Origin of the sequence: Rhizobium pisi, from assembly GCF_003938655.1 — a bacterium.
In the GTDB taxonomy this organism is placed as follows: domain Bacteria; phylum Pseudomonadota; class Alphaproteobacteria; order Rhizobiales; family Rhizobiaceae; genus Rhizobium; species Rhizobium pisi.
This window is the reverse complement of the sequence record NZ_RJJT01000011.1, coordinates 224,714-249,010: the sequence shown is the minus strand read 5'-3', so window position 1 is coordinate 249,010 and position 24,297 is coordinate 224,714. Positions and strand designations below refer to the sequence as shown.

Sequence of the window (24,297 nt, the reverse complement as noted above, 5' to 3'; positions counted from 1 at the left end):
GGGGCAAGCCGCTGGCAATCAGGGTTGATAATGGCCCTGAATATGTCAGTTCGAAACTGGTCGAATGGGCAGAGACCCAAGGCATCGCATTGAACTACATCCAGCCCGGCAAGCCTCAGCAGAACGCGTATGTCGAGCGCTATAACCGAACTGTTCGGCATGAATGGCTCGATCTGTATATTTTTGACAGCATAACGGAGGTGCAGGAGATCGCCACGGAGTGGCTTTGGACGTATAACCACGAACGGCCCAACATGGGCATTGGCGGCATCACACCCGCTCAGAAACTGAAAATGGCCGCGTGAATTCTACCGCTGAACCCCGCTAAAACGGGGAGGACTACCCCAGGACCGACGTCCTCGACGATGCCCGCCGCCTCAGCGCCGATCACGGATGGGTAGGAAGGCATCGGATAGATGCCTTTTCGATGATAGACGTCGAGAAAGTTGGTGCCGATGGCCTCATGACGAATTCCTATCTCGCCATCACCTGGAGGATCACAACGGTGATGCTCAACATGGAACTGGGCGATGTCGCCGGGGGCGTTCAGCCATATGATTTGGTCGGTCATCTCTTGTACTCCTTCTTGAGTACACATTAAGCCATGGCCTGATGTGTGAAAATTCCCTATTGTCTCACAATGATTGGGAGAGAATTCACAGAAATCGATTGGGACGACCTTCGACATTTCCTGGCGCTTGCCCAGTCAGGAACGTTGCTTGGTGCAGCAAAGCAGCTCGGTGTCGAACACGCCACGATCAGTCGGCGCGTTTCGTCGCTTGAAGCCAGTCTGGGACGCAAACTCGTAGACCGCCGCGGACGGCGCATCATATTAACGCCGGATGGAGAGCAGGTTGCCAGGCACGCAGCTCTTGTTGCGGTGCAGACTGCGGCCATCGAGCAGCTTGCTCGCAGCAGCGCCACGGAAGTGCGCGGCCATGTGAGAATCAGCGCGCCTCCCGCTCTCTCAAGCGTGCTCCTGGCAAAGCCAATCGCGGCCGTCAGGCGAGACCATCCGGGTGTTCAGATCACGCTTGTCGGAGAAAAGCGCCTCGCATCCTTGAACAGACGAGAGGCGGATATCGCCGTGCGCATGTCGCGTCCGGAAGACGGCGATTACTCCATCGTCAAGCTCGGTGAGACAAGCTTCCATCTCTACGCATCAAAGACCTACCTCGACACCGTTCCACCGTCGGACTGGACCTTCATCGGTTACGACGAAACCATGAACGCCTCACCGCAACAGTTGCGGTTGAGCGAATTGGCCGCCGGCCGGCCGATCGCCGTGAGGTCGTCCGTGCTGGAGTTTCAGGCCGCAACCGCAAGCCTTGGCGCAGGTGTCGTCATGCTCCCCGACTTCATCGTCCCGGAGTCCAGCGGTCTCCAGCGCATTGAAAACGAACAGGCTTTGACAAGAGAGGTCTGGCTGGTGGTCCATTCGGATATCAAAGACGTCCCCTCCGTCCGGGTCGTCGTCGATGCGCTGAGAACCGCTCTAGGGAAGTAGGGCGTTCAGTAGGGCGGGTCGCAAGCGCCAGGAGCACGCGTAGGGCTCGGCGTGAAGCAACGACCAATTTGGGGGCCGCAAGCTGACGGCCTGCTTCGAGACACGGATGAGTTAGGGAACAGACCGTCAGGCACCCTGCGTGCATCATCTTGAAAGTTAGCTATTGCTGTCGTTGGTCTCCGGCACGACGGATATTTCGGAATAGCGGCAACGGACAGTGCCGCACCGGCCGCCGGAATAGGACTCAGCCATCACGCTCCCTCACCGCCCATGAGGTGGTATCGTGATCGGGGTGCTGGTTGTTGCTCTCCTTGATCGCCGCGGCCCAGTCGGCGCCGTTGTTTTCGGTCGCACCGGTATTTTCTATGGCCGTGACCGTATCGAACCATGACACCATGTTCTCGGTGCAGGTATTGGCAAGCGGCGAGAAGGCGTGCGGATCGTCAAGCGAACCGATCATCAGGTTGGTGCGACCGTTTTCGAGGTGGTGGAAGAACAACGGCGTGCCGCAATTGGCGCAGAAGCCGCGCTCGACAAGCTCCGAGCTCTTCCACACGTTCGGCTTGCCGCGTGTCCAGCTGAGCGCATCATCGGGGGCGGCGACGAGCGCGGCAAAGATATTGCCCGAGGCTTTCTGGCACATGCGGCAATGGCAGAGATGCGAATTGTCAAGCATAGCGGTTGCGTGGTAGCGCACGGCACCGCACTGGCAGCCGCCGCTCACCTCCATTTCGATGCGTTTCATTTTTTCTCCTCCTTCAAGAAGGCGGGTTTGGGCTGAATCACTCCTAGGTTTTCGTCTTTTGATCGTCCAGCCTCCCGGAGCAGATCCAATTCTGGTGTTAGTGGGCGTGGTTTGCCAGCCAAAAGCTCCGGCAAACAGCGTCGGTCAATCAACGGCCAGCGAAACGGCGTCTCGCGGCATCGGTTACGGGCGTATAGAGGGCGACGCGTGTCCCCTCGGGGTCGGAAAACTGCACTGTGCGATTGCCCCATGGCAAATCCTTGGGTGCGTGCACGACCGTGACCCGATCCTTAAGCCGTGCGAATTCCGCATCGACATCCGACACCATGAACTCGAGAATGGCCGTCCTGTTGGCCCCTGGCTCAGAACTGCCCTCGCTCAACAAGGCCACGGTTTCCGCGCTGCCTATTGCGAGGCTCGCGCCGGGGGTGACGATCTCGGCGAAGACGGGCGCAAGCCAGTCGGCGCGGCAGCCCGTCACAAGCTCATAAAAGGCCACCATGCTGTTGATGTCAGAGGCGATGAGGCGAGTGGATGCGAACTTCATAATCTTTTCCTTGGACGTGCGACCATCTCTTTCCTTGCTTTTGTGACATAGCCGTGCTGACAGCGTTGTGGCAGCAGGAGTCATCAGGCATGCGAAAGGCAGATCGACTTTTTCAGATCATCCAGATTCTTCGACGATCGAGCCGCCCGGTGACCTCGGCTGAGCTTGCAGATGAACTTGAGGTCGCGCGGCGAACCGTCTACCGCGACATCGCACACCTGATTGCTCAGCGTGTTCCAATCGAAGGTGAAGCTGGGTTTGGCTACGTCCTCGATCCGCGATACGACATGCCGCCGCTCATGCTGACGCCTGACGAGATAGAGGCCGTGGTGCTCGGTGTTCAATTGGCGGCAAAGTTGAATGACGCGGCCATCCAGAATGCCGCCAGCGATGTGATGGCCAAGATCACATCGGTCATGCCGCAGGACCTTCTTCCCTATATTGCCCAACCCGCCGTCGGCATCAAACCGGCTGATGTCAGCGGCGATGTGACACGCGACACGCGTCCGCTCAGGTTGGCGATCAGGGCAGGCCGCAAGCTTGAGCTCGACTATCGCGCGGAGGATGGGGCGGTCACCCGCCGCATCGTCTGGCCCGTGCTTCTCGGCTATGCCGACACGCACAGCCTCTTGATCGCGTGGTGCCAATCGAAACAAGCCTTCCGGCATTTCCGCACCGAACGCATCCTCAAAGTCGAGATTCTCGATGAATCCATAGGCATGTCCCGGAGCAAGCTGAGGCAGCAATGGCAGCAGTGGCGCGATGCCGAAATGCGGAAATCCAGTGGGATGCAGTGAGCGCTTCGCGCGCCATTTGGCGATAGCCAAGGGCGGAGTGCAGTCGCCAGCGAGCAAGCTGTAAACAGCGAATCGATGAGCATCCCGAACGATGCTCATCCCACTGAGCACCACCCGGGCGGTGGGTCGTCGATCGAGTTTTTCGTTGTTAATGTACGACTTGGGAAGCTACCGACATCAATTCCTGTGAATTCGGTGCCTTGAATGTCTGGAGCCCAGCCTCCAGAACTTCGGTGAAGCTCCAGCGTACGATGCCCTCGCGGTCGATTAGGAACTGACCGACAAGCTGCCCATGGTCGGCAGTCATCATCTGCTGGTCGGCTTCCGTAATTTGATATCCTTCCTTCTCGTTGAGAAATTCGTCCATTGCCATCACGCCCATAGGCTCGGGCAACTCGCCCGGAAGATCGATCTGTATCGCCATGACCGTGTCGATCCCGACCTCGCGTAAGCCGAAGGCTTGGTGCGAAGCCCGTACCGGGTCGGAAGCAGCAAGAAGATCGGGTATCGGATGGTAACGGAAATAGAGCCGCGCGCGCTCGACCGGGGTGTTTACCACCGCCAGGGATTGGACGCCTTTCTCACGTAGCATCGGGTTGAGATATGCCATGGCGGCGACATGGCGCCGGCAGAACGGACAATGCAGGCCTCGAAACAAACCGATCAACAATGGGCTGCGGCCACGAAAGTCATCAAGTGCGATCTTCCCCTCGCTCGAGATCGCGTCAAACACAACGTTCGGGACCCGGTCGCCCGGTTGTAGCGGATGGTCGACATAGCGCGTGGACATGGACAACCTCCTCGCTCGGGGATCAGTCGAGAAAAGGCGCCACGTTAAGTGCTTCGAGGTCCGATTGAGCGTTGTCAGGCCTGACCTCTCGCGTCTTACCGCACCGCCAGGATCCGATCTTAGAATGGTCTCACATTCGCCCGCAGGCAAGCGGCAAACAGCGAATCGTGAATTGAAAAAGCCCGTTTTCGGCAAACTCTGGCTTTTCTAGCCGCCGTAGAGGTCGATCCAGAAAATTGAGCTGGTTCGGCAGGAAAACCGCCAGCCCTTCAGCTAGCGAATTCAGCCTGGGTGAGGGGCCAGCCTCGCTGGCCCCTAATCTCTCATCAAATATCGCTTGCAGCGCTCGACCAGAGGTCGGCCGCTTCGGCGGCCGTCATGCGCCGTACCTCGGCCTCGTGGCTGCGGCTGGCGAAGAGTTCGCTTGCCATGATCTGCTCGGCAAGGTCTGCCGGCAGCGAGAGGATGACGCGGGCTTCGCCATTGTACAGGCCGCCGAGTTCCGTGCGCTTGCCGGTCACCATGCCGCCGGCGACCGTGTTGTTGGTCTCCGGATCGATCAGGATGAAAGAGCCGGAAAGCCGGTTCTGCTCATAGGGGTCGAAGATCGCCGCTTCGTCGAAGACGAGCCGGACTTTGCCGATGGCGTTCATGTAAAGCCGCTGGGCGGCGTTCCAGCTGCCGGTTTTCAGCTCGAGCTGGCTGAGCGGCTGCACCTGGACTCGCTGGCGGCGGCTGCCGCTCTTCAGCCAGTAGCGTTTGCCGGGCTCGATACCCTCAGGCTGTAGCGCGACGATCTGCGCGTCGAAGGCAAGGCCGACCTGCGGCTGGGCGTCGATCGAGACGATCATGTCGCCGCGCGCCACATCCACCTGGCGGTCGAGCACCAGCGTGATCGCGTCGCCAGCCACGGCGGCGTTGCGAACGAGATCGAAGGTGACGATCTTGGAGACGTTGGCGACCATGCCCGACGGCAGGATCATGACGCTGTCGCCTGGTTTGACCGAGCCGCCGGCAACCGTGCCCTGGTAGCCGCGGAAGCTTTCACCCGGACGCGAGACGCGCTGTACCGAAAGACGAAAGCCGACCGTCTGCGACGAGCGCACGGTGGCAAGCTCCAGCGTTTCCACCAGTGTCGGGCCGGTGTACCAGGGCATCGCGCCCTGGCCGGAATAGACGACGTTTTCGCCCTTCAGCGCCGACATCGGAATGGCGGTGATCTGCTTGACGCCGAGCGACAGGGCAAATTCCCGGAATTCATGGCTGATCTTGTCGAAGCCGGCGCGATCATAGCCCGTCAGGTCGATCTTGTTGACGGCGAGCACGAACTGCTTGATCCCGAGCAGCGAGGCGATCGTCGCGTGACGGCGCGTCTGCTCGAGAATGCCGAAGCGTGCATCGACGAGCAGGATGGCGAGATCGGCGGTCGAGGCGCCGGTCGCCATGTTGCGGGTATATTGCTCGTGGCCGGGCGTGTCGGCGACGATGAAGGAGCGCTTGTCGGTCGAGAAATAGCGATAGGCGACATCGATGGTGATGCCCTGTTCGCGCTCGGCCTGCAGGCCGTCGAGCAAGAGCGCGAAGTCGGGCAGGCCGAGATCGTTCTGCTTGCCAGTGGAATCACGCTGCAGGGTGGCCGCCTGGTCTTCCTTGACCGCCTTGGTGTCCCAGAGCAGGCGGCCGATCAAGGTCGACTTGCCGTCATCGACGCTGCCGCAGGTAATCAGGCGCAGTGGGCGCGAGTCGCGCAGAGCTTTCTGCGGCTCGGCGGCGGGCAGGGTGACGACGGTGGCGGCCGAGACGGCGGTTTGGGCTGCGGTCATCTCAGAAATATCCTTCACGCTTCTTCTTTTCCATGGAGCCGGACTGGTCGCGATCGATGGCGCGGCCCTGGCGTTCGGACACCGTTGCAATTTCGAGTTCGGCAATCACCTCTTCGAGGGTGGTGGCCTGTGAGCGGATGGCGCCGGTCAGCGGGAAGTCGCCGAGGGTGCGGAAGCGGATCATGCCTTCCTGGCGAACTTCGCCGGGCAGCAGTTCCAGGCGCGGATCCTCGGCCAGGATCATCATGCCGTCACGCTCCACGAACGGCCGCTTCTTGGCGTAGTAGAGCGGCACCAGCGGAATGTCTTCGGCCTGGATGTAGCGCCAGATGTCGACTTCGGTCCAGTTCGACAGCGGGAAGGCGCGTACGCTCTCGCCCCTGCGGATCATGCCGTTATAGATGTTCCAGAGTTCCGGCCGCTGATTGCGCGGATCCCAGCGATGGTCGGGCGTGCGGAAGGAATAGATGCGCTCCTTGGCACGGCTGGCTTCCTCGTCGCGCCGAGCACCGCCGAAAGCCGCATCGAACTGGCCGGCATCGAGCGCCTGGCGCAGGCCTTCGGTCTTCATGATGTCGGTGAAGGCAGCCGAACCATGCGTAAACGGCGTGATGTTTTCGGCCGCACCGCGCGGATTGATGTGCTCGATCAGATCGAGATCGTATTTCTTCGCGGTCTCGTCGCGGAAGGCGATCATCTCCCTGAATTTCCAGCCGGTGTTCACATGCAGCAGCGGGAAGGGCACGCGGCCGGGATAGAAGGCCTTGCGCGCCAGATGCAGCAGCACCGAGGAATCCTTGCCGATCGAATAGAGCATGACCGGACGCTCGAATTCGGCCGCAACCTCGCGGAAGATGTGGATGGATTCGTTTTCCAGCGCTTTCAGATGCGGGTCGAGCGGCGCCTTGGTGCTCTGCGGATTGCTGAGTTCCGTATCCGGACGGCTATCGGGCATGTTTTACTCCAGGCTATCGGTCGTTTGCGGCTCACCGCAAAACAATTCCTTGATATTGGCTTTCCCTGAGAATGTTGCCTTTCTCTGGGAATGTGGACTTTCCCAAGGCGGCGGCGATCGCCGCGCCCGATTGGGAAAGCCGTGGGGTGATTTACTGTGCGGCGATCGCTGCTGCCTCTTCGGCGACATGTAGGCCGCATTCCCGCGTCTCGTCCTGCTCCCACCACCAGCGGCCGGCGCGTTCGGGCTCACCCGGCTTGATGGCGCGTGTACAGGGCTCGCAGCCGATCGAGGGATAGCCGCGGGCGTGCAGCGGGTTCACCGGTATGCTTTTCTCTGCGACGAAAGCCTTGATCCTGTCGATGTCCCAATCGGCCAGCGGATTGACCTTCAGCAGGTGCCGTTCGGCGTCGTATTCGGCGAAAGGCGTTTCGGCGCGGTTGGCCGATTGCCCACGGCGCAGGCCGGTAATCCAGATCGAGGCACCTTCGAGCGCGCGTGCAAGCGGCTTCAGCTTGCGCACGCCGCAACAGGCATGCCGGGCCTCGACGCTCTCGTAGAAACCGTTGAGGCCGTACTTCGCCGCATAGCCATCGATATCGGCCTGCTCGGGCTCGTAGCGATGGATACGGATGTCGTACTGGCTCTCGGTCTCGTCTATCAGCGAAAGCGTTTCGGGAAACAGCCGGCCGGTCTGCAGCGTCGCGACATCGATCGGCAGGCGGTGCGTGCCGATTTCGGCGGTGATGACCTGGTCTTCGATGCCGAGCGAAGTGGTGAACACCACGCGGCCGCCGAGGCCCGAGACCAGCGACAGACGTCCGGCGAGGTCGAGGCCTGCCAGCTTGTCGTTCAGCGCCTCGGCTTCTGCAATAGGATTGGTAACAGTCATGAGAATCCTGTCCGTTGTTAGCGGGAGTATCGCAGTTCGATCCTGGATCGGACAGAAAAAGGGATTTCGAAAGCTGCGGCCGGAGGAGCAAATATCTCTCCGAAGCTGCCGCAATGCAGAAAAGCAGCCGCCCGCGGGCAAAAATCCACGTCGGCAGTCTGAATGTCTATAAAAATAGTAGAGTTACACGCAGCCTGTCAATCGGAAATCTGAATTGATGCCGAAAAGAGTGCAGAACGGGCTGTTTTGGAATAGATTATCGAGGGTTGGCCAAGAGCAAAAAACAAGGCCAAAACGCTTGTCTCTCAAGGCTTTCTCCGGCGCGTTCAAATTCCGTTCATGCTGGCTGTGCAATAGAGACGAAAGTACTGCTGAAGTGGTGCGAAGAATCGCGCCGCTCGTGTGTGTCGATGGTCTGAGATGATTACGCAAAAGGCGAAATATGCGCTGCGGGCGCTGACGGTTCTGGCTGATGCCGATGCCGACGAACCGGTGATGATTTCCGATATCGCAGCGCAGCAGAAGATTCCGAAGAAGTTTCTCGAACAGATCCTGCTCGACCTGAAACATCACGGCATCGTCGTCAGCCGTCGCGGCAAGCAGGGCGGTTATCTTCTTCTCAAGCCCGCCCACGCCATCACCTTCGGCGAGATCCTGCGTATCATCGACGGTCCGATCGCTCCGCTTCCGTGTCTCTCGATCACGGCCTACCGGAAGTGCGACGATTGCGACGGCGAGCAGAGCTGCCAGATCCGGCACGTCTTCGCTAAGGTGGCCGACGCAACCCGCAAGGTGCTGTTTTCGACGACCATCGCCGATGCCGCGCAGCCGGCGCGCGGCGCCGAGGTCACCCGGCTGCTGGCTTGATCCGTTTTCCTGTAGGCCCGTGCGCGTGGGGTGCCGCCACCGAGCCCAGCATCCGATAGGCAACGCGCGTCGGCCGCGGGCGCAGCGGATCGAAGGCGGCCATGGCATCTGCGCCTTCTGCTTCCGTCATCGCTCAGTCTCTCTCCGGTTCAGCCTCACCATAGCCATCTCCTTTGCCTTGCCCGTTCGAGAAGGCTGGACGAGATGAGACGGCCGTTTGTGACACGCTGTCCAGTTTTTTGATGCGCCATATTGAAGACGCGCGTTAAGGGGAGTTGAATCTAACGCTGCGATGCATCATATTGCATCGCAATTGCAACGCATGAGGTAGGCCATGAAAACGGCATCGCTCCCGTCCCTTCGCGTGGATCCCGAATTGCGCGCCGCCGCCGAAAGCGTTCTGAAAGAAGGCGAGAGCTTGTCGTCGCTGATGGAGGACTCTCTCCGTCGCCAGATCGACTATAGGAAGACGCAGGCGGAGTTCATCGCACGGGGTCTGGCCGGCTTGGCGGAAGCGGAGCGGACAGGTGTCTATTATGCGACGGACGATATTCAGGAGTTGATGCGCAAAAAGCTTGAAAAGGCGAAAGCCCGCAAGGCAGTGCAACAGAAATGACATTCGAACTGAGGTACACCCAGACCTTCTATGAAGATCTGGACCGGCTCTCAGACTTTCTGATCGAACGCGATCCTGAGTTGGCGGAACGTGCCATCAACGCCATTCAGAAGGCGCTGATGATACTCGAGGATTTCCCGCTCATGGCCAGGCGCGCGTCCGCGGATGATCCCTTGCTGCGTGAGCTCGTCGTCCCCTTCGGATCGGCTGGATATGTCATTCTTTTCAAAGTGATGAACGAATCGACCGTCATCGTCCTCGCCATCCGTCACCAGCGCGAAGTCGATTACCACTGACTACCGGTCGCTCACCGCCCAGCGCGGATTGCTCCACGGTTCCTGGTTCGAGCGCGCCAGCGGCTGCTTGCCGAGAATATGGTCGGCTGCCTTCTCGCCGGTCATGATCGACGGACCGTTCAGATTGCCGTAGGTGACGTGCGGGAAGATCGAGCTGTCGGCGACCCTTAGCCCCTCGACGCCGATGACCCGCGTCTGCGGATCGACCACGGCCATCGGATCGTCCTTGGCACCCATCTTGCAGGTGCCGCAGGGGTGATAGGCGCTTTCCAGATGTTCGCGCAGGAAGGCGTCGATTTCATCGTCGCTTTGCACGCCTTCGCCCGGTTGGATCTCCGGCCCGCGATAGTGGTCGAAGGCGCTCTGTCCGAAGATCTCGCGGGTCAGCCGCACGCAGTGGCGGAATTTCTCCCAGTCTTCGGGATGGCTCATATAGTTGAAGCGCAGCACCGGATCGGCTTTCGGCTCGGCCGAGCGCAGCGTCACGTTGCCGCGCGATTTCGATAGATTGTAGCCGACATGAACCTGGAAACCATGGCTTTTGGCCGCTGCCTTGCCGTCATAGCTGATCGCCACCGGCAGGAAATGATACTGGATGTCGGGTTGCTTCAGCCCGGGTGCGGAGCGCAGGAAGGCACAGGCTTCAAACTGATTTGAAGCGCCGAGCCCGCCCTTGGAAAGCAGCCACTGCGCACCCGCCACCCCCTGCCAGAACCAGGGCAGCCAGGAATAGAGCGACACCGGCTTGGTGCTCACCTGCTGGAAGTAGAATTCCATGTGATCCTGCAGATTGGCGCCGACCCCCGGCCGGTCGACCTTCACCTCGATGCCCATCTCCTTGAGGTGCCCGCCCGGGCCGATGCCGGAGAGCATCAGCAGCTTCGGCGAATTGAAGGAGGAGGCCGAGACGATCACCTCGCGGTTCGCCATCACCACCTCGATCCGGCCGTTGCGTTCGATCTCGACACCGGTTGCCCGTCCGTCCTCGATCACCACCTTGCGCGCCAAGCCGTAGACGATCTTGACATTCGCCCGCTTCAGCGCCGGTTTCAGATAGGCGTTGGCGGCAGACCAGCGGCGGCCGCCGAAGATGGTCTGCTCCATCAGGCCGAAGCCTTCCTGCTTGCTGCCGTTATAATCTTCCGTCGTTTCGAAGCCCGCCTGTTTGCCGGCCTCGATGAAGGCGCGAAACAGCGGATTGGTGAAGCCGCCGCGCTGGACGTGCAGAGGCCCGTCCGTGCCGCGCCAGCCGTCCTCGCCGCCATGCGAATGTTCCATCCGCTTGAAATAGGGAAGCACGTCCGCATAGGCCCAGCCGCCGGCCCCGAGTTCTTCCCAGCGGTTGAAGTCTTCTGCGTGGCCGCGCACATAGACCATGCCGTTGATCGAGGAGGAGCCGCCGATCACCTTGCCACGCGGCGCGGTGATGCGCCGGTTGTTGAGGTTCGCCTCCGGCTCGGAAAGATAGCCCCAGTTATAACGCTTCATGCTCATCGGCCAGGCAAGGGCCGCCGGCATCTGGATGAACGGTCCGAAATCGCTGCCGCCCGCCTCGATGACGATAACGGTGTTCTTGCCGTCCTCCGACAAGCGGTAGGCGAGGGCGGAACCCGCCGAGCCCGAACCGATGATGATGAAATCTGCTTGTTGCATGACGTTCCCTTAGATTCTTTTGCAACTGAGAAACCCCCGCCCCAAACCCCTCCCCACAAGGGGGAGGGGCTTAACCTGCCGCTCCGCTTTGCCACGCTATCAATACAACGGCGGGCGAGGTTGAAATGCGACGGTGCCACAGCTTGGCCCCTCCCCCTTGTGGGGAGGGGTTGGAGCGGGGTCTTTGATCAATAAGGCGCCGCCACCGGCCCCATGCCCACGTAAACCGTCTTCAGCTCCGAATAATGCTCCAGCGCCGCCAGCGAGTTTTCCCGTCCGAAGCCGGATTGTTTCGAGCCGCCGAAGGGAATTTCCACCGGGCAGAGATTGTAGGTGTTGATCCAGAGCGTGCCCGCCTCCAGTCGGTCGACGACGCGGTGGGCGCGGGTGAGGTCGGCGGTGAAGACGCCGCCGGAAAGGCCGAATTCGCTGGCATTGGCGCGCGCGACCACCTCGTCCTCAGATTCGAAATCGAGCACCGACATGACAGGGCCGAAGATCTCTTCGCGGGCGATGGTCATGTCGTCAGTGACATCGGCAAAGACCGTCGGCTGAACATAATAACCTTCCCCGGAGACGTTGTTCGGAATGCCGCCGCCGGCAATCAGCGTCGCGCCCTCGGCCTTGCCCTTCTCGATGTAGGAGATCACCTTTTCCCGCTGCGCCCAGGAAACCATCGGGCCGATCTGCGTCGTCTCGTCCATCGGATCGCCGATCAGCATCGCCTCGGTGCGGGCCTTCAGCCGCTTGAGGAATTCCGCCTTGATCGTCTTCTGCACGAAGACGCGCGTGCCGTTCGAGCAGACCTGGCCCGTCGAATAGAAATTGCCGAGCATCGCCCCACCGACCGCAGAATCGAGGTCGGCGTCGTCGAAGACGATGAGCGGCGACTTGCCGCCGAGTTCCATCGTCACGTGCTTCAGATTCCCAGCTGCAGCGGCTGCGACCCTGCGCCCCGTCGGCACCGATCCGGTCAACGACACCTTGGCGACGTCGGGATGGTTGACAAGCAGCGGTCCGGTGTCGCGGTCACCCTGGATCACATTGAAGAGCCCCTTCGGCAGCCCCGCCTCGTGCAGGATTTCGGCGATCTTCAGTGCGCCGAGCGGCGTGTTTTCGGACGGCTTGAAAACCATGGCATTGCCGCAGACAAGCGCTGGCGCGGCCTTCCAGCAGGTGATCTGCTGCGGATAGTTCCAGGCGCCGATGCCGACGCAGACGCCAAGAGCCACGCGCTTGGTATAGGCGAAATCCTGACCGAGCGGGATATGCGAACCGTTGAGCCCGGCCGGTGCAATGCCGCCGAAGAATTCGAAGGCATCGGCGCCCGAGGTCGGGTCGGCGACGATTGTCTCCTGGATCGGCTTGCCGGTATCGAGCGTTTCGAGCTCGGAGAGCGCGCGGTTTCTCTCGCGCATGATGTCGGCCGCGCGTTTCAGGATGCGTCCGCGCGCCATGGGGCTCATCGCCGCCCATTCCGGCTGCGCGCGCTTGGCGGCTGCGATCGCGCGTTCGACGATCGCGGGCGTTGCCGCATGTAGCCGGGCGATCACCTCGCCGGTCGCAGGATAGATGCTCTCGATGACGGTGCCATCGGTATCCTCGACATATTCGCCGTCGATGAAGTGCGAGGCTTTCGGCTGGGCTTTCATGTCATTTGTCCCTTGGGTGGTTCGATGTGGTTGTCCCTTCTCCCCTCGGGAAGAAGGTGGCCCGCAGGGCCGGATGAGGGGGCGGCAGTCTCGGCCTTGCCCCACCCATCTGTCCTTCGGACATCTTCTCCCCGTTGGGGAGAAGGGGGGGCGGTGGCCAAGAGCGCATTCAGGTAATCCTCGGTAAGCGCGATCGAGGCTTCGATGCCGATCGGCGCCGATTTCAAACTTTGCCGGATGTAGAGCCCGTCGATCATCGCCGCAGCGCCTTCGGCAATGCGTTCTGCGGCGTCGGTAGGCAGAAGCGCCTTGAGATCGGCAAGCAGATTGGAATGCAGCCGTCGCGCATAGACCACGAGGAAGCGCCTGGTCTCCTCCGAACGCTGTGCTTCGGCATAAAAGGCGAGCCAGGCGGCGATCGTTTCCGGTGCGAACTGATCGGCGTGGAAGCTGACCCGGATGACGGCCGAAAGCCGTTCGCGTGGCGTCTTCGCCGCCCTGAGCGCTGCCACCGCATCGCTGCGCAGCTGCCGGAGAAGCGAGCGAATGGTCTCGATCAGCAATTGCTCCTTGCTTCCAAAATAATGATGCGCAAGGGCCGGCGACACGCCGGCTTGCCGAGCGATGTCGGACATGGTGACGGCAAGCGAGCCGTGATCGCCGATCACCCGCAGCGCTGCATCGACAAGCGCCTTGCGGCGCATCGGCTCCATTCCGACCTTCGGCAAACGAAAACTCCCTGAAAACCAGATCAGATTATTTTTGATTGACTGACCAATCAACAAAAATCTTTGCCGATTTGATTTGGCGCAGATCTTTTCCTGAAGAACTGGCGCGACATATGCGAAGTTGATCAGGAGGTGTGTTATGACCAGTCTCTTCGATGGAATGCCCGAATCCTCGCTACGGTCGAAATGGGTATGGTTCGTCGGCCTCGGCGTGCTGCTTCTCATCTGCGGCCTCATCGCTCTCGGCAACCTGTTGATAGCGACCGTCGCTTCGGTCTTTTATGTCGGCATGCTCATGCTGGCAGGCGGCGTCATCTATCTCATCCATGCCTTCCAAGTGCGCGGCTGGGATCACGTGCTCTTTTGGGCTTTGAGCGGCGTGCTCTATTTGCTTGCCGGTATCTGCGCCTTCATCAATCCCATCTTCACCTCGGCGGCCTTGACCCTGTTTCTGGCCGTTGCGCTGCTCGTGGCCGGCATCTTCCGTCTCTGGGTCGGCATGCGCATGCGGCCACTCAAGGGCTGGGGCTGGATCACCGCAAGCGGTTTCATCACTGCGCTTGCCGGTTTCGTCATCGCGCTCGGCTGGCCGGTGAACAGTCTCTGGATCCTCGGCCTTTTCCTGGCGGCCGATCTCATCGTCCAGGGCTGGACAATGATCGGCTTCGGCTTCGGCATCCGCAGTTGAACCTGTGGAAATCGGCGTTCAGGCCGTTCTTTTTTGACAAGGGGATGACAGGGGATTAGACTTTAGGGATTACGGCCCGGTCCGAACACGCGGACCGTGCGATGTGCGAATGCACCAAGGCACCGGCTGATATCGCCGAGAATGCTGAAAATGGTCATGCGTCCCCCAAAGGCAGGGTTCTGTCTGATCAGAAAGGGAGGAAGTTCATGCCGATGGTCACCGTTTCCATCTCTCCGCAGCAAGCAGCGGGCATCCGCGCCGCCGTCGATAATGGCGGCTATGCCTCGAGCAGCGAGGTTGTCCGCGAGGCGCTGCGTCTCTGGGATACCGCTCGGAAGGTCAACGAATTCCGGGACGATGTTCTCGGCGACGAGGGCGCTCCATCCGGTGGCAGATGCGTCGCCGACATGTTCGCCGATCACGAGGCGGAGCGCCGTCGCTCCGCCTGAGCAAGCATTTGATTGCATTGGAAAAATTGAATAGGCCGGAACGCGTGGGTGCTCTGCGCGTTTCACAAAACTTTCACACTGGCGAAAGGGTTCATTGATCTCTTCTGCGGCATGTTCCGGACGAAAAAGAACAAGTCACAGTGGAGATCGGCCCACAATGAAGACTGGAATATCTTTGGCTGCCACCGTCGAGCCGGGTGTTCTGCGCCGCTACGCCAGCGATCAGATCGTAACGCTAGCCAAGCTCGTGGTCGAGAACGCCTTCCAACCGATCGTCGAGGCCGGAACCGGCACGGTTTTTGGCTATGAATCCCTCATGCGCGGCCAGGAACGCATCGGCTTCGACACGCCGATGGAAATTCTCGACGAAGCCCACCAGGCTGGCCAGTTGCTGCAATTCGAACAGATGCTCTCCAGCCGCGCGCTTGCCAAATTCGCGACGCTGTCGAATTTCTCGACGTCCACGCTTTTCCTCAATCTCGACGTCCGGCTGATCCCGCACGGCGAGCGCCTTGTCGAAAACCTGCTGCAGCATCTGAGGAAGGCCAATATTCCGCCGTCTTCGGTCTGTTTTGAATTCTCCGAGCGTTTCGACAATACCAGCGTGCCGGAATTTTCTGCCCTTGTTTCCAAGCTGCGCAAGGCCGGTTTCAAGTTGGCGATCGACGATTTCGGCGTCGGCCACGGTGAGATGAAGCTGCTCTGCGATTATGCCGTCGACTACCTCAAGATCGACCGCCACTTCGTCGCAGAGATCGACCGCAGCCCACGCAAGCGCCATCTCCTGAAGAGCATCGTCAACATCGCCCACGTGCTCGGTACGCGCGTCATCGCCGAAGGCATCGAGACCGAGGCCGAGTTCATCGCCTGTCGCGAATATGGGGTCGATCTCGTCCAGGGCTGGTTCATCTCCCGCCCGACGACGCATATATCGGAGTTGGCGCTGTCCTTCTCGCATCTGCAGGAACTCGGCAAGAGCAAGCGGGGCAGCCAGTCGCTCGACGAAATCCTCATCCGCAAGCAGATCGAACTTCTGCCGGCAGTCTACGAGAACGACAGCATCGACAGCGTCTTCGAGCTCTTCCGCCGCAACCCGCGCCAGGCCTTCTTCCCTGTTCTCAACGCCAACAGTGAGCCGCGCGGCATCATCCACGAGCATCACCTGAAGGAATATATCTATCAGCCCTTCGGCCGCGATCTCCTGAAGAACAAGATGTACGAGCGCAGCATCTCGCATTTCGTGGAGATGGCGCCGATCGTCAGCCTCGACAGCGACGCCGAGCAGTTGATGGCGATCTTCGCCAATATGGAAGGCAGCAACTGCCTGATCCTGACCGACAACATGCGTTATGCAGGCGTGGTCTCCGCCGCCTCGCTGATCAAGGTCATCAACGAAAAGCAGTTGAAGACCGCACAGGACCAGAACCCGCTGACCGGTCTGCCCGGCAACCGCGCCATCCGCGATTTCATGCGTCAGTCCGGACGCGATGGCGATGAGGTCCGCCACTTCTGCTATTGCGACTTCGACAATTTCAAGCCTTTCAACGATGCCTACGGCTTCCATCTCGGCGACCACGCGATCTCCCTTTTTGCCGCCCTGATGCGCCGCTATTTCTTCGCCGAGCGTCATTTCCTCGGCCATGTCGGCGGTGACGATTTCTTCATCGGCGTCGTTGGCTGGACCAAGGAGGAATTGACCGAGATCCTCGACAGGCTGATCAGTGATTTTCACGACGATGTGCTCGATCTCTATTCCGACGAGGACCGCGCCGCCGGTCGCATCCTCGGTCATGACCGCGCCGGCGTAGAAGCGCTGTTTCCGCTGATGCGCTGCTCGATCGGTGTCATCGAACTGCCGGAAGGCCTCGTCATCGACGATATCAATCGGGTGAGCGCCGAAATCGCCATCATCAAGTCGGCCGCCAAGGAGAGCGAGGAAGGTCTCGTCTTCCACCTGCTGGGCGAGGCGAATTGACGCCTTTGCCACTTCCAGCCTTCCCAAGCCTCAGGGGCTGATCTATTTCGGTTGCTTTCGATCAGGGAGGAGCCGGGTCATGTCATTGCCTCAGGAAATGCGTTTCGTCGATCTGCCGTCCTTCGGCGGGCCGGAGGTGATGACGATCGGCAAGCGCCCGCTTCCTGTGGCGGGCGAGGGGCAGGTCCTCGTGCGCGCCGAGGCGATCGGCGTCAACCGTCCCGATATTGCGCAACGCCAAGGCAGCTATCCCGCGCCCAAGGATGCAAGCCCGATCCTCGGCCTGGAACTATCCGGTGAGATCGTCGCGGTCGGTCCTGGTGTCAGTGGCCATGCCGTCGGCGACAAGGTCTGCGGCCTCGCCAATGGCGGCGCCTATGCCGAATATTGCGTTCTGCCAACCGGTCAGATCCTGCCGTTCCCCAAAGGCTATGACGCGGTGAAGGCTGCGGCCCTTCCCGAAACCTTCTTCACCGTCTGGGCCAATCTCTTCCAGATGGCGGGGCTGACGGAGGGGGAGACGGTGCTGATCCACGGCGGTGCGAGCGGCATCGGCACGACGGCGATCCAGCTTGCCCGCGCTTTCGGCGCCGAGGTCTATGCGACGGCAGGCTCGAAGGAGAAATGCCAAGCCTGCGAAAAGCTCGGCGCCAAGCGCGCGATCAATTACCGGACCGAAGACTTCGCCGAGGTGATCAAGGCCGAGACCGGCCGCGGCGTCGACATCATCCTCGACATGATCGGTGCTTCCTATTTCGAGCGCAACATCGCCTCGCTCGCCAAGGACGGCTGCCTGTCGATCATCGCCTTTCTCGGCGGGGCACTTGCCGAAAAGGTCAATCTCTCGCCGATCATGGTCAAGCGCCTGACGGTGACAGGTTCCACCATGCGCCCGCGCACGGCGGAGGAAAAACGCGCCATCCGGGACGACCTCCTCTCAGAGGTCTGGCCGCTGCTGAAGGCCGGCACCATTGCTCCCGTCATCCACAAGGTCTTCGCCTTCGAGCAGGTCGTCGAGGCGCATCGGCTGCTGGAAGACGGCAACCATGTCGGCAAAGTCATGCTGCGCCTCGGCTGAGCGTTAGCGAGGCGCCGATCGCCAGAACACCAGGCAGCGCCATGACGAGATAGAGCCAATGCGCGGCTGATAGCGCACCCGCAATGCCGCCCGGATCGACGAGGCCAGCGCCGTTGGCGATGACGCCGGCGAGTGCTGCGCCGAAAGCGCCGCCGAGCGAGCTCATCGTCGGGATCGCAGAGGAGGCCTTGTCCTGCTCTTTGTCGGCTACGAGCTTCAGGACCGTGGCGACGAGATGGGCCCAGCCAAGACCGACGCCAAAACCCATCATGAACATGCAGATCGAGGCGGGCACGACAAGAAGCATATGTCCATCAGGATTATCCCCGGCGAGGAAGATCGCGAGTGAAGCGGTCGCTGCCGTCTCGATGAAAACGCCGGTGACGATTGCCGCATGGGCTCGCTTGCCGCTCAACGAGCTGCTGAGAAAGGCTGCGAACGTCCAGCCAAGGGCGACCAGCGCCACGAGGTAGCCGGAGACGATCGGTGTCACCCCGTGCAGGGTCTGCAGGAAATAGGGGATGAAGACATCGCTGACGAGGACGACCGTCATGGCGAGCATCGTCAGGTAGACGCGTGAGATAGGGCTGGAAAGAGTGACGGCACCTGATGGCAGCAGGCGGTTCCGGCTTCGCCGCTCGATGAGCAGCGCGCCTGATACCGCGACGACCGAGGCCACGACCAGTGCGGCCCTTATGCTGGTCGCCGCGCCGGCCGCGCTGACCATCAGGACGGCGGCAAGAAGCAGTCCGATCTGTGCCACCGGCGTCTTCGCCTGATCGCGGTCGTCCCTGACTTCGGGCAAAAGCCGCGGCGCCAGGACCGCCATCAGCAGGCCGAGCGGCACCAGCACGATGAACGCGTAGCGCCAGCTGCTGCCTGAGGAAAAGAAACCGCCGAGCGTCGGCCCGATGACGGTTGCGATACCCCAGATCGCCGCATAGAGCGTCGAGGCCTTCGGCCACAGCGGCTCGGGATAGACAAAGCGGATGAAGGCGTAGCCAAGGGCGGCAAGCGCGCCCGTCCCAAGCCCCTGCACGGCGCGTCCGATCAGCACCACAGGCATCGACGGTGCGGCTGCGGCGATCAGGCTGCCCACACCGAAGACCAGCGCGACGATGACATAGATGGTGCGAAGTCCAATCCCTCGCGGCCGTATTGCGACGAAGATCGAGCCGAGAATGGCCGCGGCCACGAAAATGCTTGTTACCCAGGAAAACAGGGAAAGCCCGCCGATATCTCGCACGATCGAAGGGGCGATCGTGGCAGTGATGTAACTCTCGACCGCATAAAGCGTGACGCCGCCGCCAAGCATCATCGTTGCCGGCAGGTGCTCGGGCAGGAAGAGCCGGAATACGGAGCTGGCGTTCGGAATGGCTACGGTCTGATCGATGTTGGACATGGAACGATCTCCGATGTTTTCACTGGCGAATGATTATTTTCCAAGTTATAAATTGGAAAATTGCATGCCGCCTCGATTAAAACAAGGTGTAGCTTGGAAAATATGCGCCAGTCCCCAGCCAACCGGATCCTGATCCTGATAAAGACCGACGGCCCCCAGCTCGCGGCCCCGATCGGCGATGCGCTCGGCATTTCAGGTGAGGCTGCCCGCCAGCAACTGGCGAAAATGGCCGAGGAAGGGCTGGTGGAGCCGATCACCGTTGCTGCCACGGGCAGGGGCCGGCCGCGCCAGCTCTGGCATCTCACCGCCGCGGGCAACCGTCAGTTTCCCGACGGCCACGCCGAACTGACGGCAAATCTCCTCGGCACGCTCGTCGAACAGCTTGGTCCCGCAGCCCTTGATACCGTGATCTCCGCCCGGGAGGCTGAGACGCTGACGCGCTACCGGCAGGAAATCGGCCATGGCGGCGATCTCGCCTCGCGCATTGAGGCCCTTGCTGCCATCCGCACGCGCGAGGGCTACATGGCCGACAGCTGGAGGCAAGCGGACGGTTCGTTCATGCTGGTCGAAAACCATTGCCCGATCTGCGCAGCCGCTGCCGCCTGCGCCGGCTTCTGCCGCTCCGAACTCGAAACCTTCCGCGCCGTTCTCGATGCCGAGATCGAACGCAGCGAACATATCCTCGCCGGCGCGCGGCGCTGCGCCTACCGCATCACGCCGCATTGAGACGTATCGATGATCCTGCGCTTCAGGCGGGCTGCCGCGCCTGTCGTTTGCTGCCTTCGAGATAGAGCAAGGCTCCGATCGACACGAGGCCTGCGGCAGCGCCGACGAAGGCGGTGCCGGAATAATCGGTGACCGCGGTGCCGAACGCGAAGAGCCCGGCGCTCATGCCGGCTCCGATGAAACTGTTGAGCGAGATCAGCGAGCTTCCGAGCCCCGGCCGATCCGCGATCAGGTCCTGCAGATAAGTGATCGGCACGCTGAGGATCGCGGCTACCCCACAAGCATTGACGAGGAGCAGCGCATAGACGTGCCAGCGCGCGGAAGCAAATCCGAGCAGCAGCAGATAGGCGCAATAGATCAGCGAACCGAAGGCAAGCACATGCACGGTGCGGAAGCGGCGCTGCGCCAAACCCCACATCATCATAAACGGCATTTCGAGAAAGGCCGTCAGCCCGGCCATGAAGCCCACATCGACCACGGTGCCGCCGGCCGCATGGGTGATGATCAGCGGCGAAAGCATGCCGTTCAGCCGCTGCAGCCCGATGAGCATCGACATAACGAGGACGCGCGCCAGCACATAGGGCACGAAGATCCGTTTCAACGAAGAAAGGAAACCAGCCTGATCCGGGGCTGGACCGGCAGTGCCATTTCGAGGCGCGAAGAAAAAATACAGGCAGAAGCAGGTGCAACTCGCCATCGCCGCGATCCCATAGGCCGGCGTCATCGACGGTGAATTGACGAGATAGAGGCCGATCAACCCCGGCGCCAGCGCCCACGAGCCGGAATAGAGCGCCCGCACCATCGCGGTGATTGCCGCCCCCCGGCCGCGGTCCATCTGGTTGGTCCTGGCGCGCAGGCTGGCGAAAAGCAGCGAATAGGTGGAATTGCTCATCGGCACCAGCAACAGCGTCGAGACGATGAAGACCGCAGGGCTGTGAAGGATCGCGATCGATCCGAAGCCGAAAATGCCGGCGACGGAAAGCGCCAGCACCAGCGGTCGCCGCTCCTTCAGCCTATCCGACCAGATACCGAGCGTCAGGCTCGTCGTAACGTTGACGATCGCCGAGAAGAAGACCAGGGCGGAATAGGCGCCGTTGCTCATGCCCAGTTCGTTGATCCCGATAATCGACTGGTACGGGACCGTTGAAGCATAGGTGAAGGCAAGCGCGACGAGTGTCGCCGCTGGAATGCGGATGCCGTTGTCGCGAAGGATCAAGGAAAAGGTGGATGGCATGGAGAGGTTCCTGATGCACCACTCTTAGCCGCATCGGACATAGCAGAGAAACGATAGTTTTCGATCGCTTCGGTCAATTCCTGTGATGGATGTTTGGGCGATGTGATGACGGCCGGCAGACCCGAGCAAAGCGTGAAGACCGTTGGCTTTCGGCACCTGACGCGGTATGCCTGCGCATCCCGCCAGCATCCGGATGAGAGCCCATGACCAATCCCGTCACCGTCGAAGTCACACGCGGCCTGCTCGTCGAAAGTCGCCATCGCGGCGCGGTGGCCGTTGTCGATGGCGACGGCAAGCTCGTCTTCTCGGCTGGAGACATCGAGGCTGTCGTTTTCCCACGCTCGTCCTGCAAGGCGATGCAGGCGCTGCCGCTGGTCGAAAGCGGCGCTGCCGACGCCTATGGCTTCGGCGACAAGGAACTGGCGCTTGCCTGCGCCTCGCACAATGGCGAAGACGAGCATGTGGCGCTCGCTGCTTCCATGCTCGCGCGTGCCGGCCGCGGTGCCGAAGCGCTGGAATGCGGCGCCCATTGGTCCACGAACCAGAAAACCCTGATCCATCAGGCCCGCACGCTCGACGCGCCGACTGCGCTTCACAACAATTGCTCGGGAAAACATGCCGGCTTCATCTGCGCCTGCTGTCATCGGGGCCTCGATCCGAAGGGTTATGTCGGCTATGAGCATCCTTTGCAGGTCGAGATTCGCGCGGCGATGGAAAGCCTGACCGGCGCCGTGCTTGGGGCCGAGAGCTGCGGCACCGACGGCTGCTCGATTCCGACATATGCTGTGCCTTTGCGCGGCCTTGCCCACGGTTTTGCAAAAATGGCAACTGGCAACGGCCTGGAGCCGCTTCGCGCCAAGGCATCCCGCCGCCTGATCGAAGCCTGCATGGCCGAGCCTTTCTATGTCGCGGGCTCTGGCCGCGCCTGCACCGCACTGATGCAGATCGCTCCCGGCCGCATCTTCGTCAAGACGGGCGCCGAAGGCGTCTTCTGCGCCGCGATCCCGGAAAAGGGCATCGCCATCGCGCTCAAATGCGAGGATGGCACGACCCGCGCCGCCGAAGCCATGGTGGCGGCAACGCTCGCCCGCTTCTTCGAGACGGAAGAAAAGGTCCATGTAGCCTTGATGGCCTTTGCCACGACTTCGATGCGCAATTGGAACGGCATCCATGTCGGCGATGTCAGGGTCACTTCCGCCTTGACCGCATGAGTGCGCGAAGCGCGTATATAAGTTATAAAAAAATAAGAATTGCATAATATAAAGAGATGCGCCCTGTGGTCGGACGTGCGCGTATCGACGCGGAGGCGAGAGCGTTCCCTGGAAGCCGTAGGGGCAGGGCATGTTTGCAGGCCGCTATCTCTGGTGGGTGCTGATCGGTATCGGCATCTTCATCTTCGCAGCACTGGGGCTCGACCCCATAACCTGGCTCACAATTCAGCTGTTAGGCTGCGAGGAGATGGCCGGCGCCTGTGAGCCGACCATTCGGCTGATATCGGGCATGCTCAAGCCCGGCTGCATCTGGATCGCCATCGGCGTGCTCTTCGTGGCCACCCTGGTTCGGCTTCACTATCTGTCGCTGCTCTGGTTCTGGGGACCGGTCGCAGCCATCTGGTTCGTCGCCGCCACGCCGTTCCTCCTCTTTATCTCAGCAGATATGGCGGCGGCGTGGCCGGTCGTTCTTGCGATGCTGCCCGTCGCGCTCCTGTTCCTGGCCACTTTCATCGCCTATCTCATGGTTCCATTCGAGGATGCCGACACGCACCCGCTTGAAGCGTCGGCCACGCTTCGACTCGCGGCCCGTCTGGCGGCAATCTATAGTGTGCTTGCCGCGGCAGCCTTCATGCCGGCCCTGTCTCGATCGGCCGGAGCTCTGCTCGACATGCCGGCCCTTTCCGTTGTGGTCGCGCTAGCGCAGCCGTATCTGCAGACGATGCTGATCTTCGGAACCGACAGCATGGCGCCGGCCTATGCCGTGCTGGTGCTGTTCATTGCGACACTCGCTGCAAGCCTTCTGCCGCGGGCCGCCGCGCGTCCGCCGGCCCGCAGCACCATCATGCTGCGGCGATTGCGCCGTTGAGATCGCGATAGGGCTTCAGCCGTTCGGCCGTCATCTCCGCTGGCACGATCAGTCCCGCCGCGTCGGAAATGCCAAGCACCGGGCAGGGCGAGACGAGATCGAATTTCTCTTCCGTCAGCAGGACATGCGTTTCGGCCGAGCAGCTGGCGATATGCCGTTTGATTGCCGCTTCCTCGAAATCGCCGGTGGAAAGCCCATGCACTGGATGGGCCGCCGTGACGCCGAGGAAGAAGAGATCGGGGCGTAGCTGCGAGATCGCCGCCATCGCCGCTGCCCCTGTCGCCACCATCGAATGTTTGTAGAGACGCCCGCCGGTGAGGATCACCTCTGCCGTCGGGTGGTGTTCCAGCTCCGCGGCGATCGTCGGACTATGGGTCGCGACCGTCAGCGGCATATCGCGCGGCAGGTGCCTGGCGATCTCCGCCGTCGTCGTGCCGCCATCGAGGAAGATCATCTGCCCAGGCTTGATCATTGCCGCTGCCTTCGCCCCCAGCCGCACCTTGATCTCCGACGAAACACTGCGCCGCGTGGTGAAATCCGGCAGGTCGGGCGCCAGTGGCATCGCACCGCCATGCACCCGTTTCAACAGGCCCTCCGCCGCCATTTCCCGGAGGTCACGCCGGATCGTGTCCTCCGAAAGTGCGAATTCCTCGGCGACGCGCTTGGCGATGACTTGGCCATCGCGGCGCAGGATGTCGAGAATGAGGCTCTTGCGTTGTGTCGTCAGCATCGTCTCTCTGCATGGAAGTGAACGAAATATCTTGAATATGCACGAATTGACTCGACATTCAAGAAATA

The 24,297-nt window shown here is 61.1% G+C and carries 24 protein-coding genes and 3 pseudogenes; 13 read left to right on the top strand and 14 right to left on the bottom strand.

Annotation, left to right across the window (positions count from 1 at the left end; genetic code table 11):
* On the top strand, positions 1-305 hold a 305-nt coding region (locus EFD55_RS17815), incomplete at its 5' end, for an integrase core domain-containing protein (protein WP_148102906.1).
* Positions 306-340: 35 nt separating this feature from the next.
* Here EFD55_RS17815 and EFD55_RS17810 read toward each other — a convergent pair.
* Positions 341-571, bottom strand: a pseudogene (locus EFD55_RS17810) (alcohol dehydrogenase catalytic domain-containing protein); the annotation flags it as partial.
* Positions 572-640: 69 nt separating this feature from the next.
* Between EFD55_RS17810 and EFD55_RS17805 the strand changes: the two are divergent.
* Positions 641-1,507, top strand: a complete 867-nt coding sequence (locus tag EFD55_RS17805) for a LysR family transcriptional regulator (RefSeq protein WP_210276243.1) — start codon at positions 641-643, stop codon at positions 1,505-1,507.
* Positions 1,508-1,751: 244 nt separating this feature from the next.
* Here EFD55_RS17805 and EFD55_RS17800 read toward each other — a convergent pair whose 3' ends face one another.
* Together EFD55_RS17800 and EFD55_RS17795 are read right to left on the bottom strand one after the other, a co-directional pair.
* Entirely contained in the window at positions 1,752-2,252 is a 501-nt protein-coding gene (locus EFD55_RS17800) for a GFA family protein (protein ID WP_125846374.1), read from the bottom strand.
* Positions 2,253-2,400: 148 nt separating this feature from the next.
* On the bottom strand, positions 2,401-2,799 hold the full coding sequence (locus tag EFD55_RS17795; RefSeq protein WP_125846373.1) for a VOC family protein: 399 nt from the start codon (positions 2,797-2,799) through the stop codon (positions 2,401-2,403).
* A gap of 89 nt (positions 2,800-2,888) precedes the next feature.
* Here EFD55_RS17795 and EFD55_RS17790 point away from each other — a divergent pair, with 89 nt between their 5' ends.
* On the top strand, positions 2,889-3,596 hold the full coding sequence (locus EFD55_RS17790) for a helix-turn-helix transcriptional regulator (protein WP_125846372.1): 708 nt from the start codon (positions 2,889-2,891) through the stop codon (positions 3,594-3,596).
* A 148-nt stretch (positions 3,597-3,744) separates the two neighbouring features.
* Here the strand turns inward: EFD55_RS17790 and EFD55_RS17785 are convergent, their stop codons facing one another.
* From EFD55_RS17785 to EFD55_RS17770, 4 genes are all read right to left on the bottom strand, one after another.
* A complete protein-coding gene (locus tag EFD55_RS17785) occupies positions 3,745-4,386 on the bottom strand; it encodes a peroxiredoxin-like family protein (RefSeq protein WP_125846371.1) in 642 nt (213 codons plus the stop codon).
* A 326-nt stretch (positions 4,387-4,712) separates the two neighbouring features.
* Positions 4,713-6,209, bottom strand: a complete 1,497-nt coding sequence (gene cysN, locus EFD55_RS17780; RefSeq protein WP_125846370.1) for a sulfate adenylyltransferase subunit CysN — start codon at positions 6,207-6,209, stop codon at positions 4,713-4,715.
* A gap of 1 nt (position 6,210) precedes the next feature.
* The gene (gene cysD, locus EFD55_RS17775) at positions 6,211-7,164 is read right to left on the bottom strand and encodes a sulfate adenylyltransferase subunit CysD (protein ID WP_125846369.1); all 954 of its coding nucleotides are present in this window, start codon (positions 7,162-7,164) and stop codon (positions 6,211-6,213) included.
* 151 nt (positions 7,165-7,315) lie between these two features.
* Positions 7,316-8,056, bottom strand: coding sequence for a phosphoadenylyl-sulfate reductase (locus tag EFD55_RS17770; RefSeq protein ID WP_125846368.1), 741 nt, complete (start codon positions 8,054-8,056; stop codon positions 7,316-7,318).
* 420 nt (positions 8,057-8,476) lie between these two features.
* Between EFD55_RS17770 and EFD55_RS17765 the strand changes: the two genes are divergently transcribed.
* Complete coding sequence (locus EFD55_RS17765; RefSeq protein WP_125846367.1) at positions 8,477-8,923, top strand: RrF2 family transcriptional regulator; 447 nt, start codon at positions 8,477-8,479, stop codon at positions 8,921-8,923.
* Between the two features lie 34 nt (positions 8,924-8,957).
* On the opposite strand, the pseudogene EFD55_RS33790 reads toward EFD55_RS17765, so the two are convergent.
* Positions 8,958-9,053 (bottom strand): annotated as a pseudogene (locus EFD55_RS33790) (RNA polymerase sigma factor SigJ); the annotation flags it as partial.
* A gap of 204 nt (positions 9,054-9,257) precedes the next feature.
* Between EFD55_RS33790 and EFD55_RS17755 the strand changes: the two are divergent.
* Both EFD55_RS17755 and EFD55_RS17750 read left to right on the top strand, forming a co-directional pair.
* Positions 9,258-9,539 carry a YlcI/YnfO family protein gene (locus EFD55_RS17755; RefSeq protein WP_125846366.1) on the top strand — a complete coding sequence of 94 codons (282 nt, stop codon included), beginning with the start codon at positions 9,258-9,260 and terminating at the stop codon, positions 9,537-9,539.
* On the top strand, positions 9,536-9,835 hold the full coding sequence (locus EFD55_RS17750; protein WP_125846365.1) for a type II toxin-antitoxin system RelE/ParE family toxin: 300 nt from the start codon (positions 9,536-9,538) through the stop codon (positions 9,833-9,835). The genes EFD55_RS17755 and EFD55_RS17750 overlap by 4 nt, the downstream gene beginning before the upstream one ends.
* Here the strand turns inward: EFD55_RS17750 and betA are convergent, their stop codons facing one another.
* The 3 genes from betA to betI form a co-directional block, all read right to left on the bottom strand.
* Positions 9,836-11,488, bottom strand: coding sequence for a choline dehydrogenase (gene betA, locus EFD55_RS17745; RefSeq protein ID WP_125846364.1), 1,653 nt, complete (start codon positions 11,486-11,488; stop codon positions 9,836-9,838).
* A gap of 188 nt (positions 11,489-11,676) precedes the next feature.
* Entirely contained in the window at positions 11,677-13,140 is a 1,464-nt protein-coding gene (gene betB, locus EFD55_RS17740) for a betaine-aldehyde dehydrogenase (RefSeq protein WP_125846363.1), read from the bottom strand.
* Positions 13,137-13,868 (bottom strand): transcriptional regulator BetI, encoded by a 732-nt coding sequence (gene betI, locus EFD55_RS17735; RefSeq protein WP_125846362.1) that lies wholly within the window; start codon positions 13,866-13,868, stop codon positions 13,137-13,139. The genes betB and betI overlap by 4 nt, the downstream gene beginning before the upstream one ends.
* 139 nt (positions 13,869-14,007) lie before the next feature.
* Here betI and EFD55_RS17730 point away from each other — a divergent pair, with 139 nt between their 5' ends.
* The 4 genes and pseudogenes from EFD55_RS17730 (at position 14,008) to EFD55_RS17710 (ending at position 18,058) form a co-directional block, all read left to right on the top strand.
* The gene (locus EFD55_RS17730) at positions 14,008-14,556 is read left to right on the top strand and encodes an HdeD family acid-resistance protein (protein WP_125846361.1); all 549 of its coding nucleotides are present in this window, start codon (positions 14,008-14,010) and stop codon (positions 14,554-14,556) included.
* Positions 14,557-14,762: 206 nt separating this feature from the next.
* Positions 14,763-15,005 (top strand): ribbon-helix-helix domain-containing protein, encoded by a 243-nt coding sequence (locus tag EFD55_RS17720; RefSeq protein WP_125846360.1) that lies wholly within the window; start codon positions 14,763-14,765, stop codon positions 15,003-15,005.
* A gap of 111 nt (positions 15,006-15,116) precedes the next feature.
* Positions 15,117-16,980, top strand: a pseudogene (locus EFD55_RS17715) (GGDEF domain-containing protein).
* Positions 16,981-17,059: 79 nt separating this feature from the next.
* A complete protein-coding gene (locus EFD55_RS17710; RefSeq protein ID WP_125846358.1) occupies positions 17,060-18,058 on the top strand; it encodes an NAD(P)H-quinone oxidoreductase in 999 nt (332 codons plus the stop codon).
* Here the strand turns inward: EFD55_RS17710 and EFD55_RS17705 are convergent.
* Positions 18,039-19,460: an MFS transporter gene (locus EFD55_RS17705; RefSeq protein WP_125846357.1), complete on the bottom strand. Its 1,422-nt coding sequence runs from the start codon at positions 19,458-19,460 to the stop codon at positions 18,039-18,041. The genes EFD55_RS17710 and EFD55_RS17705 overlap by 20 nt on opposite strands.
* 102 nt (positions 19,461-19,562) lie before the next feature.
* Here EFD55_RS17705 and EFD55_RS17700 point away from each other — a divergent pair, with 102 nt between their 5' ends.
* Positions 19,563-20,186 (top strand): helix-turn-helix transcriptional regulator, encoded by a 624-nt coding sequence (locus EFD55_RS17700; RefSeq protein ID WP_125846356.1) that lies wholly within the window; start codon positions 19,563-19,565, stop codon positions 20,184-20,186.
* 22 nt (positions 20,187-20,208) lie between these two features.
* Here the strand turns inward: EFD55_RS17700 and EFD55_RS17695 are convergent, their stop codons facing one another.
* A complete protein-coding gene (locus tag EFD55_RS17695) occupies positions 20,209-21,420 on the bottom strand; it encodes an MFS transporter (RefSeq protein WP_125846355.1) in 1,212 nt (403 codons plus the stop codon).
* Positions 21,421-21,623: 203 nt separating this feature from the next.
* Here EFD55_RS17695 and EFD55_RS17690 point away from each other — a divergent pair, with 203 nt between their 5' ends.
* Together EFD55_RS17690 and EFD55_RS17685 are read left to right on the top strand one after the other, a co-directional pair.
* Positions 21,624-22,631, top strand: coding sequence for an asparaginase (locus EFD55_RS17690; protein WP_125846354.1), 1,008 nt, complete (start codon positions 21,624-21,626; stop codon positions 22,629-22,631).
* Positions 22,632-22,761: 130 nt separating this feature from the next.
* Positions 22,762-23,499, top strand: a complete 738-nt coding sequence (locus EFD55_RS17685; RefSeq protein WP_125846353.1) for a hypothetical protein — start codon at positions 22,762-22,764, stop codon at positions 23,497-23,499.
* On the opposite strand, the gene EFD55_RS17680 is transcribed toward EFD55_RS17685, so the two are convergent.
* Complete coding sequence (locus EFD55_RS17680) at positions 23,474-24,229, bottom strand: DeoR/GlpR family DNA-binding transcription regulator (protein WP_125846352.1); 756 nt, start codon at positions 24,227-24,229, stop codon at positions 23,474-23,476. The two genes, EFD55_RS17685 and EFD55_RS17680, sit on opposite strands and share 26 nt — an antisense overlap.
* Between the last annotated feature and the right edge of the window lie 68 nt (positions 24,230-24,297).